We start from the raw sequence: 13,450 nt of genomic DNA on the forward strand, positions 1-13,450 counted from the left end.
ACGCTCCCCGCCAAGGCCCCACAGGCACCGCACCGCGGCCCCGCAAATGACTCAACCCACCGCGCGATCTCCCCCGCCCCCGCGAAGGTCACAACATGACCAGCCTCAGCAACCGCCACAGCAACAACCGCGCGCTCCATACCGGGGACGGACCAGGGCCGCGCCGCGGTCCCACGAATAACTCAACCGACCTCGTGATCTCCCTCGACCCCGCCGAGGCGACGACATGACCAGCCTCAGCAACCGCCACCGCAACGACCGCGCGTTCCGTACCGGGGACGGACCAGGGCCGTGCCGGGGGCCCGCGAATGTCTCAGCCGACCTTGTGTTCTCTCTCGTCCCTGCGGAGGTGACGACATGATCGGCCTTCGCGACCGGCGCCGTGACGGCCGCGTGGTCCGGGTCGGGGAGGGGCTGGGGGCGCGCTGGGGGGCTGCGGATGATTCACGTGAAACCTCGTTGCGCGGCCCGGAGGGGTACGGCTCGAAGGGTGGGGGTGGCATGGTGGTCTTGCGGCTGATCGCGTTCGCGCGGCCGGCGCGGGCGCGGCTGGGGCTCGCCGTCCTGTTCGGCGTCCTGGCGCTGGGCAGCGGGGTCGGGCTCATGGCGACCTCGGCATGGCTCATCTCGCGTGCGGCGCAGCATCCGCCGGTGCTCATGCTGATGGTCGCGATCGTGGCCGTGCGCGCGTTCGGCCTGGGGCGAGGCGTGTTCCGCTACGTCGAGCGGCTCGTGGGGCACGACGCGACGTTCCGCATCCTCGCCGACCTGCGCGCCCGGGTGTACGAGCGGCTGGAGCGCCTGGCGCCGGGAGGGCTCCCCGCGTTCCGGAGCGGCGACCTGCTGAACAGGCTCGTCGCGGACGTGGACGCCGTTCAGGACCTCTTCCTCCGCGTTCTGCTGCCCTGCACGATCGCCGCGGTCGTCGGCGGCGCGTCCGTGGGGGTCGCCTGGGCTCTGCTGCCGTCGGCGGGGGTCGTCCTGCTGCTGGCGCTGGTGGTCGCGGGTGTCGTGGCGCCGTGGCTGTCCGCCGTCGTCTCGCGGCGGGCCGAACGCCGCACGACCGACCTGCGGGGCGAGCTCACCTCTCACGTCGTCGACACGCTGCAGGGCGCGCCCGAGCTCATCGCCTACGGAGCAGCCCCTGACCAGCTCGCCAAGGCCGAGCAACTCGATCACGACTTCACGCGTGCGACGGCCCGTTCCGCGACGACCACCGGGGCCGGGGCCGCCATCTCCGTCCTCGCCGGCGGTCTCGCCGTCTGGGGCAACCTCGCCGCCGGCGTCCCGGCCGTTCGCTCTGGGGCCTTGGACGGTGTCCTGCTCGCGGTCATCGTCCTGCTGCCGCTGGCCGCGTTCGAGGTCGTGGCCGGGTTGCCGCTGGCCGCGCAGTACATGGAGCGGGTCCGGCGTTCGGCATCACGCATCTTCGCCGTCCTGGACAGCCCGCCCCCGGTGCGGGACCCGGACGACCCCGCACCGTTGCCCGCGCCGCCCTACACCCTCTCGGTCGAGAACCTCCGAGCGCGGTGGACGCCCGACGGCCCGTACGCCCTCGACGGCATCTCCCTCGACCTGATGCCGGGCCGCCGCTGCGCGATCGTCGGCCCCAGCGGGTCGGGCAAGACCACGCTCACGTCCGTCCTGCTCCGCTTCCTGGAACCCGCCGGCGGCCGGGCGTCCCTCAACGGTGTGGACCTGCGCGCCCTCACCGGCGACGACGTCCGCCGGGTCATCGGCCTCTGCGCCCAGGACGCCCACCTGTTCGACTCCACGATCGGCGAGAACATCCGGCTGGCGCGTCCCGCCGCCACCGACGACGAGATCCGCCACGTCCTGCGCCGCGCCCGGCTCCTCGACTGGGTCGAGACCCTCCCGCGCGGCCTCGACACCCATGTCGGCGAGCACGGCGCCCAGGTCTCCGGCGGGCAGCGCCGGCGCATCGCCCTGGCCCGCGCGCTCCTCGCCGACCCGCCGGTGCTGCTTCTGGACGAGCCCGCCGAGCACCTGGACATCGCGACCGCCGACGCGCTCACCGCCGACCTGCTCACCGCCACCGAGGGCCGCACCACGCTGCTCGTCACCCACCGCCTCTCCGGCTTGGACGCCGTCGACGAGATCGTCGTCCTGGACGGCGGCCGCGTCGCCGACCGCGGCACCCACGCCGCCCTGCTCTCCCGCCCCGGCCCCTACCGCGCCCTCTGGGAGCGCGAGCAGGCCGCCGTCCCGGCCCCCGAATTTAAGTGAGTAAATTAATCGAGATCAGGTAAACCTGTCGCCAGAGCAATTCGTCGCGCCATTTTCTTGGATTTATCGAGAACAATTCCGAACGGGCCGCCATCTCACCGAGTACAGGATCCGATCGATGGGAACGGGGGTTCCACAGATGAAGATTCTCCTGCGCGCGGTGCTCGCCATCGCCGCGACGGTCCTCGCCGTCGGCACCAGCCTGGGGGCGATGCAGGCCGCCGGCGCCGACGGACCGGACACCAGCCCGACGGTGGCCAAGGCGATCGAATCGCAGCCGTGGGTGGAGCTCGGGCCCGGCGACAGCGACTACCGCATCGCCTCCGCCCGCTGCTACCTGGTGCAGTTCGGCTACTACCACGACTGCACGCCGACGTCCGCCGGGGAGGGCTGGCCCGCCGACCTCGGTCCCGCGCTGAAGAAGTACCAGGCCGCGCACGACCTGCCCCAGTCGGGCAGGCTCGACGCGGAGACCTGGGGCGCGCTGCGTGACGACGGCGGCGAGGTCGGGCAGGGCAGCGGCCGCCGCAGCCAGATCAAGGGCATCCAGTACGCGATGAAGGTCCTGCAGGACCGCTCCCTCGTCGCGGACGGGTACTACGGTCCGGCGACCACGAAGGCCGTCACCGCCTTCCAGAAGCGCAAGGAGATCGACGCCGACGGCATCTTCGGCCCGATCACCTTCCGCGCCGCGTTCGCCAAGGGCGCCGAGGCCCAGCGCACGCCTGGGCGGTGACCCACCGGCGGCCGCCTCGCGCCCCCTCCCGGTCGCGAGGCGGCCGCCGCCTTCACCCGCCGGATACCATTTCGTTGATCAACGCGGCGCGCTCATTTCACCCTTTGAGCGCGTCGCGAATGTGATGTGCGAGTGAGCGGGGCGCCTGCGCATGAGCCAGATGCCCCTGCCCGGGGATGCGCACGATCTGCGCTTGAGGCATCGCCCGCGCGAATTGCGCGAACGCCGTTCCGTACGGGACCTTCCCTTCGTTGTCTTCGCCGAGCAGCAGGGTGACCGGGACGTCCAGCGCCGCGTAGGCGTCCATGGCGGGACGGTGATCGTTGATGGCGGCGAGTTCGCCCGCCGAGGGTTCGGCCAGCGGGCGCAGGACGCCCCACGCCGGGCTCGCCCGGAGTTCGGCGACGTAGCCGGGCGTGAACCCGGACACCAGGAGGTTGACGACCTCCACGGCCCGGTCCAGATCCCCCTGGTCGACGGCCTCGCGCAACGGCCCCACCGCCTCCGGGGCGAAGGGGTGGGCCACCGGCTCGTACAGGACGAGCGAGCGCAGATCCGTACGGCCGGCGGCCGCCTCCAGCGCGATCAGCGCCCCGTAACTCCAGCCGAACAGGTGCACGTCCTCGCCGAGCGCGTCCAGGACGTGACGGAGGTCGTCCACCTCGGTCCGCACCGAATACCCGGGCCCGAGAGGTCCACTCGGCGCCCGGCCACGGCGGTTGAGCACGATGACCCGGTTGGGTAGGTCGATGTGCTCGACCACGGGCCGCCACCCGGCTGCGTCGGCCATGACGCCGGGCAGCAGGACGAGCGGTGGACCGTCACCGTCGCGGACCTCGGCGGCGAGAACGGTGCCATCACGGTTGAACTGCAGTGGACGCACTGTCGATCCTTCGAGACGAGTCAGAGTGTCGAGACGAACCCGGGCAGGAGACCGAGCACCGGGACGGCGATGAGCGTGCACACGGTCATGGAGACCACGTTGCCGATGAACGGATGGAAGTCCGGCGGCAGCCGCCTGGAGACCAGCGCGGCGAGCGGCGGCCCGGCGACCGCGCCGAACACGGCCCCGAGAACGACCGCCTGAACGGTCGCGCCATAGGTGAGGACCACCGCCGGCGCCACCGACACGACCGGGACGAAGGTCGGGTACCAGCCGAGGACGGCCCATCGGCGCTGGTAGAGCAGGACGCCCAAGGTCCCCGCCAGCACCTGGGCGGTGAGCATCGCGGGCAGCAGCCCGCTTCCGTACACCGGCGTCAGCGGGTTGAGCAGGTAGGTCGCGAGCGTCCCGCCGATCAGGCCGATGGCGGCGATCTCGTTGCCGTAGAACTGAGCCTCGGTGAAGTCGGCCAGCACGCGCCGGACCACCCAGACGCCGCCGCGCTCGTCCGGCTCCGGCGCCGGGGGCTTGGCGGTTTCGGCGGATTCGCTACTCTGCTCGGTTGCGAGCGGACGAGGCATCCACGGCAGATGGCGGCAGATCAGGAACGCCAGGAGCGCTCCGACCCACATGCCCGTGACGTTGCCGATGACGTTGGGCAGGTGCAGCGGGTGGCAGAAGTAGTTCGCCACGGCCAGCGCCACCGGCGTCGTCAGCGCGGCTCCGAGCACCGCCCCGGTGGCGGCCACCGACCATCCCGCACCGTAGACGAGCACCACGGCCGGAGGAACCGACACGAACGGCACGAAGGTGGGCTGCCACTGGCCGGTCGCCTGGATCGTCCACCCCCAGGCGAGGTCGGACAGCAGCAGGCCGAACGCGGCGGAGCCCAGCAGCCACGGCCACAGCCCGGTGCCGTAGCTGATCGGGAAGCCCGCCCAGCGGCGGCCCCGTCGCCAGGCCGTGTGCGCGAGCCAGCCTCCCGCGATCATCCCGAGCCCGCCGATCGCGGACTTGAAGAACTCGGCCTCGGTGGCGTCCCCGATCCACCAGCGCAGGAACTGCGGGACGTTCGCGTACATCTCGTCCTGCCATGCGGTGTAGCCGGGCAGGACGTGCGGCAGCCCGTCCTCGGCTCGCGTGAGGAGGACGGCGAGCGCCGCGGTCACCGAGACCAGGACGGCGCCGCCCGCCCATCGCCCGACCGCCGGATCCGCGGCGCGGGCGGACACGGCCGGCGAGGTCTTCGTCGTGTCGCTCATGGCGGGCCTCCTCACCGCGGGAAGGCATCGCCGCCGCGGTAGCCGAGCAGCGGATCGTAGAGATCGGTGCGCCGGTCGCGGACGAGGTCGTTGAGGTCGTTCCAGATCGGCGCCGACCGCGCCGCGACGACGTCCAGGTCCGCGTAGACGGTCGTCTCGCCCTCGGCCGGGGCGACGGAGCCGATCGGCCAGCCGTTGGTGGCCGTGATGAGGGAGCACCCGAGGAACTTGCCGCCCCGCTCCTCGCCCACCCGGTTCGCCGCCACGATCGGGAGGTTGTTCACGTGCGACGCGCTCATCGTCAGGTAGGAGGCCATGCACCGGCCCGCCTCGTCGAAGAGCGGGGGCGGCGTCCACACCCAGTTGTTCACGCTGCAGACGACGTCCGCGCCCTGCGTGGCGAGCAGCCTCGCCACCTCGGGGAACCAGATGTCCCAGCAGATCAGCAGCCCGATCCGGCCGATCCGGGTCGGGAACACCGGGAAGCCGAGATCGCCGGGCTCGAAGATCAGCTTCTCCCTGTTCCACAGGTGGGTCTTGCGGTAGGTGCCGATCACTCCGTCCGGACCGGTCAGCACCGCGGTGTCGTACAGCCGGACGCCGTCGCGCTCGGCCAGGCCGCCGACGATGTGCAGGCCGCGCTCGCGGGCGGCCTCCGTCCACGCCCGCGTGGTGGGCCCGTCCGGGACGGGCTCCGCGTGCGCGTAGGCCTCCTCGCGGGTGGCGAACCCGTAGCCGGTGGCGGCCAGCTCCGGGAGCACGATCAGCGTGGCTCCGCGGTCGGCGGCCTCGTTGATCAGTTCGAGGCTCCGCTGGACGTTCTTCTCCTTGTTCTCCAGGCCGACCTGGGGGTCGAACTGGACGGCGGCCGCGGTGACCGGGCTGACAGCGGACATGGGTGCTCCTTCAGGGCTGGGATGCGGTGGTGGTCGTCTGGTTCGCCTCGGACAGACGGCCGGCGACGGCGAGCAGCAGGCGCTCGGCGCCCGGCCTGGCGATCAGCTGGAGGCTGGTGGGCAGCCCGTCCACCGGTGCGGCGGGCAGGCTGATGGCGGGCAGCCCGAGCACGCTCCAGGGGCTGGTGAGGGACAGCAGTGCGGCTCGGACGTCGATCGGCGTTCCGTCCAGGGACAGGCTTCGGGCGTCCAGTGGCGGAGGGAGGATCGGGACGGTGGGCATGGCGAGGAGGTCATGGCCTTCCAGGAGCGCCGCCACCGCGACGTGGACCCGCTCCCGGATCGCCTGGGCCGCTTCGGCGTCCTCCTCGGTGATCCGCCCGGCGGCGCGCAGGCGGGCGAGAACCTCCTCTCCGTACAGCTCCGGCGCGGCGGCCAGCCGCCCGGCGTGGATCGTGTGGACCTCACGCCCCTGGATCACCTGGTAGGCCCAGCGCAGCCGCGCGATGCCAGGGACGGCCACGTCCCGCACGGGCAGCGGTTCCAGCAGAGCGCGAGCCGCCTCGGTCACCCGCGGGTCGGCCGGATGGAGCGCACTGGGCGCCACCCACCCGACACGACAGCCGGAGACGTCCGGCTCGAGGGCGTCCTCACCTGCTAGAACGTTCCAGAGCAGCAGGCAGTCCCCGGCCGTGCGCGCCATCGGGCCGACCGTGTCCAGGGAGGGCGCCACCGGGAAGACGCCGCCGGACGGCACGGCGCCGCGGGTGGGTTTGAGCCCGACGATCCCGCAGCAGGCGGCGGGGATGCGCACCGAGCCGCCGGTGTCGGTGCCCACCGCGAGCGGCACGATCCCGGCGGCCACCGCGGCGGCGGACCCGCTGCTGGAACCGCCGGAGACGCGTTCCCGCCGGTACGGGTTGCGGGTCGCCCCGTCCGCCGACCGGTCGCCGGTGGGGCCGAACGCGAACTCGTGCGTCGCCGCCTTCCCGACGATGATCGCGCCGCCCGCGCGCAGCCGGCGCACGCACTCCGCGTCGTGCTCGGGCACACGGCCGGCGTAGTGACGGGACCCCATGGCGGTGCGCAGGCCGGCGGTGTCCACGACGTCCTTGACCACGACCGGGATGCCGTGCAGGGGCCCGCGGTCCATCCCCGCGGACAGTTCGCGTCCCGCGCGCTCCGCCGCCGCCCGCGCACCGGGCGCGTCGACCGCGGCGAGCGCGTTGAGCCCCGGGTCGAGCCTGGCCGCCTCGGCCAGCGACCGCTCCACCAGATCGGCCGGGGACGTCGTCCCGGCGCGCAGCGCACCGGCCAGCCCCGTCACGGTGCGCCGGGCGAACCACCCCGCGCCCGGCGGCGGTCCGATCATGCCTGTCCCGCCGCGTCGACCCGTCCTGCCACGACTCGCCTCTTTCCCAAACGTTTGGGCGTTGACCTCTGGCTGACCCAAACGATTGGGTCAAACGTTTGGGTTGTATAAAAGGCACCAGAGGGTCGCCCTGTCAAGGGGTGGCGGCGACGGAGAGGCAGGACGGGTGGCCCGAACCGATCGGCAGCGGCCCGCGACACTGCGCACCATCGCGCAGGCGGCGGGCGTCGACGTCTCGACCGTCTCCCGGGTGCTCAACGGCTCCGCCGAGGACGCGCAGCGCGCCGCGTCCCGCGAGACCGCCGACGAGATCCGGCGGTGGGCGGCCCGGCTGAACTACCGGCCGAACCCGCACGCCACCAGCCTGCGCACCGCGCGCAGCAACCTCGTCGGCGTGCTGGTCCCCCGGCTGTCCGACCTGGTGCTCGCCACGATCTACGAGGGCGTCGAGGACGCCGCCGCCCGGCACGGCCTGACGACCTTCGTGATGAACAGCCACGACCGGCCGGAGCAGCAGCGGGTGCGCACCGAACTGGCGCTGTCCCGCCACGTCGACGGGCTGGTCTTCGGCGACGCGCACACCGACGCCGCGTTCCTGGACGAGATCGCCGAGCGCCGGATCCCGTTCGTGCTCGTCAGCCGGCACGCCGGCCGGCACCCCGCCGTCACCTGCGACGACCACCTCGGCGGCCGGCTGGTCGCCGAGCACCTCCTCGGCCTCGGCCACCGCCGGGTGGGCGTCATCGCCGGCGAGCCCTTCGCCAGCACCGGCGCCGACCGCACCGCCGGCTTCGTCGACCGCTACCGCGGCGCGGGCCTCCCGGTGCCCGGCTCCCACGTCGTCCACTCCCGGTTCGACGCCGCCGGCGGCCGCGACGCCGCCGAGACTCTCCTCCGCCTCGAACCCCGGCCCACGGCCATCTTCGCCGTGAACGACTTCTCGGCCATCGGCGCGCTGGGCGTCCTGCGCGACCACGGCCTCCGGCCCGGGAAGGACGTCGCCGTCGCCGGATACAACGACACCCCGCTGGCCGCGGAACTGCCCATCCCGCTGACCAGCGTCCGCTCGCCCATGCGGCAGATGGGCGCCCGGGCCCTCGACCTGCTCGTCGACCTGCTCGCCGGACGGTCGCCCGAATCCGAGCGGCTCCGCCCGCAACTGATCACCCGGGCGTCCACCGACCCCGCGAAGCTCTCCAAGATGATCGAGGAATTCTGACGCTTCGTGAAAACCGTGAAAGACCACTGGCCTGAAACGGGGAGCGTCCCTACGCTGCCGGGGTCGCAGACGAACCCTGGAGGGTCGCCCCCATGCCCGAGCTCCCCGCCACGACGTCGATCGACCGCAGAAAATTCTTCGGGGTGACCGCGGGAGCCGCCGCGGCGTCCACCCTGCTGACCTCGACCGCCGCGCACGCGGACGCACCGGCGCCCGGCCGCCACCGGCACCGCCGCGTCCGCTTCGGCGTGAACTACGTCCCGAGCAAGAACTGGTGGTTCTCCTGGTCGGACTGGGACCGGACGTCGATCGCGGCCGACCTCGACGACATCGCCTCCCTCGGGATGGACCACATCCGCATCATGCTGGTCTGGTCGGAACTGCAGCCGAACTCCACCTACGCCCGCGGCGAGCACCTCGACCGTCTCGAAGAGCTCCTCGACCTCGCCGACCGCCGCCACCTCGACGTCGAGGTGACCGTCTTCAACGGCGCGGTCAGCGGCGTCCTGTTCGTCCCGCCGTACCTCATCAGCAACAGCGACGGCACGGTCCGGAACGTCTTCACCGACCCGGAAATGATCGAGCGGGAGCAATGGCTCCTCGCGCAGATCGCCGAACGCATCGGCCGGCACCGCAGGTTCATGGGATTCGACCTGTCCAACGAGATCCACTGGTTCGGCAAACCGCTGGGCATGGCGGTCACTCCGGCCCAGGGCGACGCCTGGCACACCGCCCTCTTCGACACCTGCGAGAAGGTCGCGCCGGGCAAGATCCACGTCTCCGGAATCGACCACTGGCCGTGGCAGAACAACGACTACTGGAGCCGTCACGGCCTCGCGACCTCCGGAACGATGACCGCCAACCACACCTGGGCGGGCTGGACGCAGGTCATCCAGCGCTACGGATCGCTCTCCACGTCGTCCACGCACTATTCCGAGTTCTTCGTCGAACTCATCAATGCCTTCCACACCGACCTGAAGCGAAAAGTATGGATCGAGGAGACCGGCGTCTCCACGGTCTGGATGGACGCGGCCGACATCCCGCCCTGGACCGAAAGGTCGATCCGCGCCATGGCCGACTGCCCGGACCTCTTCGGCATCACCTGGTGGGACTCGCACGACCTCAATGCGAAGCTCAGCGGCTACGTCAATCTCGAATACGATCTCGGCCTGTTCACCAACGACCGGAAACTGAAGCCGATCGGCAAGACCATCCGCAAACTCATCGCCGAGTACGACGCACGCCCACCCGCCCCCGCCCCGCGCGAGACCGCCCTCGTCCTGCCCGACGACATGATCCCGGCGGCCGACTTCACCACGTTCTTCGATCCGTTCATGAACCTTGTCGACCAGGGGAAACGCCCGTCCGTCGTCCTGCAAAGCCGCAGCGACGACACCGCCTACCTGGAGGCCCGCGGCATCACCCACCTGATCACCCTCGACCAGTTGCGAACGTGAACCCGCATTTGGGGCCAGGGCTGGTACGGTCAACGCCGGGTGGCCCTGACGACCGGGAGCCAGAATGATCGCCCGAATATGGCGCGCAACCGCGACCCCCGAGGGGGCGGAGTCCTACCGGGAGCACTTCGCCGACGCCGTGCTCCCAGCGCTCCGCCACCTTGACGGCCACCGAGGCGCCTACCTGCTCCGCCGGGACGCAGACGGCCAGGTAGAGCTGGAAGTCATGACCCTGTGGGACTCCCTGGATGCCATAAAGGCCTTCGCCGGAGCCGACATGTCAACAGCCGTCGTAGAGCCAGAGGCACAGGCCGCCCTCCTGACCTACGACAGAACAGTCACCCACCAAACGGTCGCGCTAAGCACCCTCGAAGAACCGGAGACCACCTAGCAAGCCCGGCCCGGACAGACCACCGATCCCGACCAGCGGCCAGGAGAACCGCCCACGGCCAGCGCTTGGGAGACGGGCGGACGCGCGTTGGGCGCGCCATTCACTGCGCGGAGGTGCTGCCGGTTTCCGCGCGGAACTCTTCGATGCCGAGGACTCGCAGCAGGTCCAGCCTCTCGCGGGTCTCGGCGTCCGCCGGGGTGAGCACCAGCAACTGCTGACGCTGGTCCGGCGTGATCAGGGTCTCGCAGTCCATCAGCAACCGCCCCACCCGCGGATGCAGGATGGTCTTGCGGTCGGCCCGCCGGACCGCCACCTCGTGCTCGGCCCACAGCCGGCGGAAGTCGGCACTCGCGTCCTGCAACCGGTCGACCAGCCCGGCCACCACGGGATCACCGGACCGGCGCCCGGCGACGGCGCGCAGATCGGCCACGATCTGGCGTCCGTAATGCTCCTGCTCCTCGGGCGGGCAGGCGGCGCGCGCGGCAGCCTCGGTGAACCAGCGGTACACGGTGTACCGCCGGTCGCCGGAAAAGACCGTGTGGTCACCCGCCAGCAGGGCGGACATCCGGTTCTGCGCGAGGACCTCCCCCAGGTCGGACAGCACCATGGCCGGAGTGTCGCCGAGCAGGTCGAGCATGCGCACCAGACCGGCACGGGCCAGGCGGGCCACATCCTCGGCCGGCGGTGGCCGGTGCCCGGCCAGATGGAACAGGTGGTCGCGCTCATCATTGGTCAGCCGCAACGCCCGGGCCAGCGCACCGAGCAGCTGGGTGGACGGTTGGCTGCTGCGGCCCTGTTCGAGGCGCACCACATAGTCCACCGACATGCCGGCGAGCATCGCCACCTCTTCCCGGCGCAGGCCGGCGGTGCGGCGGCGGGGACCGTCGGCCAGTCCCACCTCGGCCGGGCGGATCGCCTTGCGGCGGCGGCGCAGGAAGTCGGCGAGCTGCTCACGTTCCATGACTCCATGGTCCCTCCGGTCGCCGGGCATATACAGGGAGCGGCTCTCCCACGATGAACGCTCCGCTTTCGCACGTCCCGTCCGGAACGCAGGGTGGAACGCGACATCGAGAAGAGGAGAACCTCATGCGGACAAGAACCTTGGGCCGTACCGGACCGACCGTCTCCATGCTCGGCCTGGGGGCGATGGGCATGTCAGGCGCCTACGGCGAGGCCGACCGCACGGAGAGCATCGCCACCGTGCACGCCGCCCTCGACGCCGGCGTGACGCTGATCGACACGGGCGACTTCTACGGCATGGGCCACAACGAGCTGCTCCTGGCCGAGGCGCTCCGCGGCCGGAACCGGGACGACTACAAGCTCAGCGTGAAGTTCGGCATGCTGCGCGGCCCCGGACCCGACTTCGGCGGGCAGGACGGCCGTCCCGAAGCGGTGAAGAACTTCCTGGCCTACTCGCTGACGCGGCTGGGCACCGACCACATCGACATCTACCGTCCCGCCCGGCTGGACCCGGCGGTGCCGATCGAGGAGACGGTCGGCGCGATCAAGGAGATGATCGACGCCGGATACGTGCGGCACCTCGGCCTCTCGGAGGTCGACGCGGCGACGATCCGCCGCGCGCACGCCGTCCACCCCGTCGCCGACCTGCAGATCGAGTACTCGCTGATCTCCCGCGCCGTGGAGGCCGACGTCCTGCCCACGCTGCGGGAGCTCGGCATCGGCCTGACCGCGTACGGCGTCCTCGGCCGCGGCCTCATCTCCGGGCACTGGTCTGCCGGCCGCACCTCCGGCCCCGGAGACAGCCGGGGCTTCAGCCCGCGGTTCTCCGGCGGCAACGTCGAGCACAACCTCGCCCTCGTGGACGCCCTGCGCCGGGTCGCCGAAGCAAAGGGATGCACCGTCGCCCAACTGGTCATCGCCTGGGTGGCCGCGCAAGGCGAGGACGTCGTCCCGCTGGTCGGCGCCCGCACCCGCGAGCGCCTGACCGAAGCCCTGCCCGCGGCGGAACTGGCCCTCACCGCAGACGACCTCGCCGAAATCGAGAAGGCCGTCCCGCCAGGCGCCGCCCGAGGCGACCGCTACCCGCCCGCCTTCATGCCCGACCTGGGCGTAGGCAACTGACAGGGACGAAGGCGAGCACCTCCCGGCACCCCAGCCACCGCATCCGGCTCCTCGCGGGACGTGTGCCGGCCGCAGCCGGGAGGCGCTCACCCTGCACGCGGCATCGGGACGTCACGGCACGAGTCTTGTGGACAGCGTCGAGGAGGTCGACAGATGCAGCGATCACGGACGGCTCACGGCAGCATGCGGAGCCAGATGCCGATGCAGACGTCGCTGGTGTGCCTCAAGGCGTCCTCGCCGCCCTCGCCCGCCGAGGCGTAGTAGAAGTTGCGCTCGGTCATCCAGCACAGCGCCCGCGCCACGTCCTCGGCCGACCCCGGTCCCTCCGCGGAGAGCCCGCCGCTCAGCATCACCTCGGTCGTCACGGTGATATAGCGCTCGACCGTCTCGGTCCACATGGCGCCGATCTCGGGGATCACCGCGCCCAACTCCACCGCGGCTCGCATCACCACGCCGTGCTGGATCCAGTGGCGCTCGGTGTTGTGGACCGCGCGGACGATGCGCTCGGCCGGCTCGGTGCCGGTGTCGGCCGCGGTGGACGCGGCATCGTTCGCGACCTGCTCCACCGTACGGCGGACCAGCGCGGTCAGGACATCCTGCTTTGAGGCGAAGTAGAAGTAGAGGGCGTTGCGGGTGATCCCGGCGCCGCGGGCGATCGACTCGACGGTCATCCTGTCGAGCGTCTGGGTCCCGAGCTGCTCCTCGGCCGCATCGAGGATGGCCTGTTCGCGCAGGTCGCCCTTGCGAGGCGCCTCGCGCCGGCGCCGGCGGCTGGCTGCGTCTGCGCTCGTCATTCCAAGAATGCTAGTCGGCGTGATCCGGACCCGTGGCGACGCACCGGCGACTGCTCGGCGAGGCGCCCAGGGGAGACCGCCGTGCGCACCAGCGGCAAACCCTGCCGGTGA

At 71.7% G+C, this 13,450-nt stretch carries 12 protein-coding genes; 6 read left to right on the top strand and 6 right to left on the bottom strand.

Features of this window, described 5'->3' with window-relative positions:
- Positions 1-501: 501 nt before the first annotated feature.
- Both cydC and K8Z49_RS29995 read left to right on the top strand, forming a co-directional pair.
- Positions 502-2,247: a thiol reductant ABC exporter subunit CydC gene (cydC, locus tag K8Z49_RS29990; protein ID WP_412515799.1), complete on the top strand. Its 1,746-nt coding sequence runs from the start codon at positions 502-504 to the stop codon at positions 2,245-2,247.
- Positions 2,248-2,386: 139 nt separating this feature from the next.
- Positions 2,387-2,983, top strand: coding sequence for a peptidoglycan-binding protein (locus K8Z49_RS29995; protein ID WP_075024569.1), 597 nt, complete (start codon positions 2,387-2,389; stop codon positions 2,981-2,983).
- 97 nt (positions 2,984-3,080) lie between these two features.
- Here K8Z49_RS29995 and K8Z49_RS30000 read toward each other — a convergent pair whose 3' ends face one another.
- From K8Z49_RS30000 to K8Z49_RS30015, 4 genes are read right to left on the bottom strand one after another with little or no spacing between them, the layout of a single operon-like run.
- Complete coding sequence (locus tag K8Z49_RS30000; protein ID WP_412515800.1) at positions 3,081-3,866, bottom strand: alpha/beta fold hydrolase; 786 nt, start codon at positions 3,864-3,866, stop codon at positions 3,081-3,083.
- A gap of 20 nt (positions 3,867-3,886) precedes the next feature.
- The gene (locus K8Z49_RS30005; protein WP_075024567.1) at positions 3,887-5,128 is read right to left on the bottom strand and encodes a hypothetical protein; all 1,242 of its coding nucleotides are present in this window, start codon (positions 5,126-5,128) and stop codon (positions 3,887-3,889) included.
- A gap of 11 nt (positions 5,129-5,139) precedes the next feature.
- Positions 5,140-6,024: a nitrilase family protein gene (locus K8Z49_RS30010; RefSeq protein WP_075024566.1), complete on the bottom strand. Its 885-nt coding sequence runs from the start codon at positions 6,022-6,024 to the stop codon at positions 5,140-5,142.
- A gap of 10 nt (positions 6,025-6,034) precedes the next feature.
- Complete coding sequence (locus K8Z49_RS30015; RefSeq protein ID WP_075024565.1) at positions 6,035-7,396, bottom strand: amidase; 1,362 nt, start codon at positions 7,394-7,396, stop codon at positions 6,035-6,037.
- A 166-nt stretch (positions 7,397-7,562) separates the two neighbouring features.
- Here K8Z49_RS30015 and K8Z49_RS30020 point away from each other — a divergent pair, with 166 nt between their 5' ends.
- The 3 genes from K8Z49_RS30020 to K8Z49_RS30030 all read left to right on the top strand — a co-directional run bounded on the left by K8Z49_RS30020 (position 7,563) and on the right by K8Z49_RS30030 (position 10,463).
- The gene (locus K8Z49_RS30020) at positions 7,563-8,615 is read left to right on the top strand and encodes a LacI family DNA-binding transcriptional regulator (protein ID WP_075024564.1); all 1,053 of its coding nucleotides are present in this window, start codon (positions 7,563-7,565) and stop codon (positions 8,613-8,615) included.
- A 92-nt stretch (positions 8,616-8,707) separates the two neighbouring features.
- The gene (locus tag K8Z49_RS30025; protein WP_083598499.1) at positions 8,708-10,072 is read left to right on the top strand and encodes a glycoside hydrolase 5 family protein; all 1,365 of its coding nucleotides are present in this window, start codon (positions 8,708-8,710) and stop codon (positions 10,070-10,072) included.
- 64 nt (positions 10,073-10,136) lie between these two features.
- Positions 10,137-10,463: an antibiotic biosynthesis monooxygenase family protein gene (locus K8Z49_RS30030; RefSeq protein ID WP_075024563.1), complete on the top strand. Its 327-nt coding sequence runs from the start codon at positions 10,137-10,139 to the stop codon at positions 10,461-10,463.
- A gap of 100 nt (positions 10,464-10,563) precedes the next feature.
- Here the strand turns inward: K8Z49_RS30030 and K8Z49_RS30035 are convergent, their stop codons facing one another.
- Positions 10,564-11,424, bottom strand: coding sequence for a helix-turn-helix transcriptional regulator (locus tag K8Z49_RS30035; RefSeq protein WP_075024562.1), 861 nt, complete (start codon positions 11,422-11,424; stop codon positions 10,564-10,566).
- Positions 11,425-11,549: 125 nt separating this feature from the next.
- Here K8Z49_RS30035 and K8Z49_RS30040 point away from each other — a divergent pair, with 125 nt between their 5' ends.
- Entirely contained in the window at positions 11,550-12,545 is a 996-nt protein-coding gene (locus tag K8Z49_RS30040) for an aldo/keto reductase (protein WP_075024561.1), read from the top strand.
- A gap of 173 nt (positions 12,546-12,718) precedes the next feature.
- Here K8Z49_RS30040 and K8Z49_RS30045 read toward each other — a convergent pair whose 3' ends face one another.
- On the bottom strand, positions 12,719-13,339 hold the full coding sequence (locus K8Z49_RS30045) for a TetR/AcrR family transcriptional regulator (RefSeq protein WP_021594118.1): 621 nt from the start codon (positions 13,337-13,339) through the stop codon (positions 12,719-12,721).
- Positions 13,340-13,450: the final 111 nt, after the last annotated feature.

The organism is Actinomadura madurae (assembly GCF_047130825.1).
In the GTDB taxonomy this organism is placed as follows: domain Bacteria; phylum Actinomycetota; class Actinomycetes; order Streptosporangiales; family Streptosporangiaceae; genus Spirillospora; species Spirillospora madurae.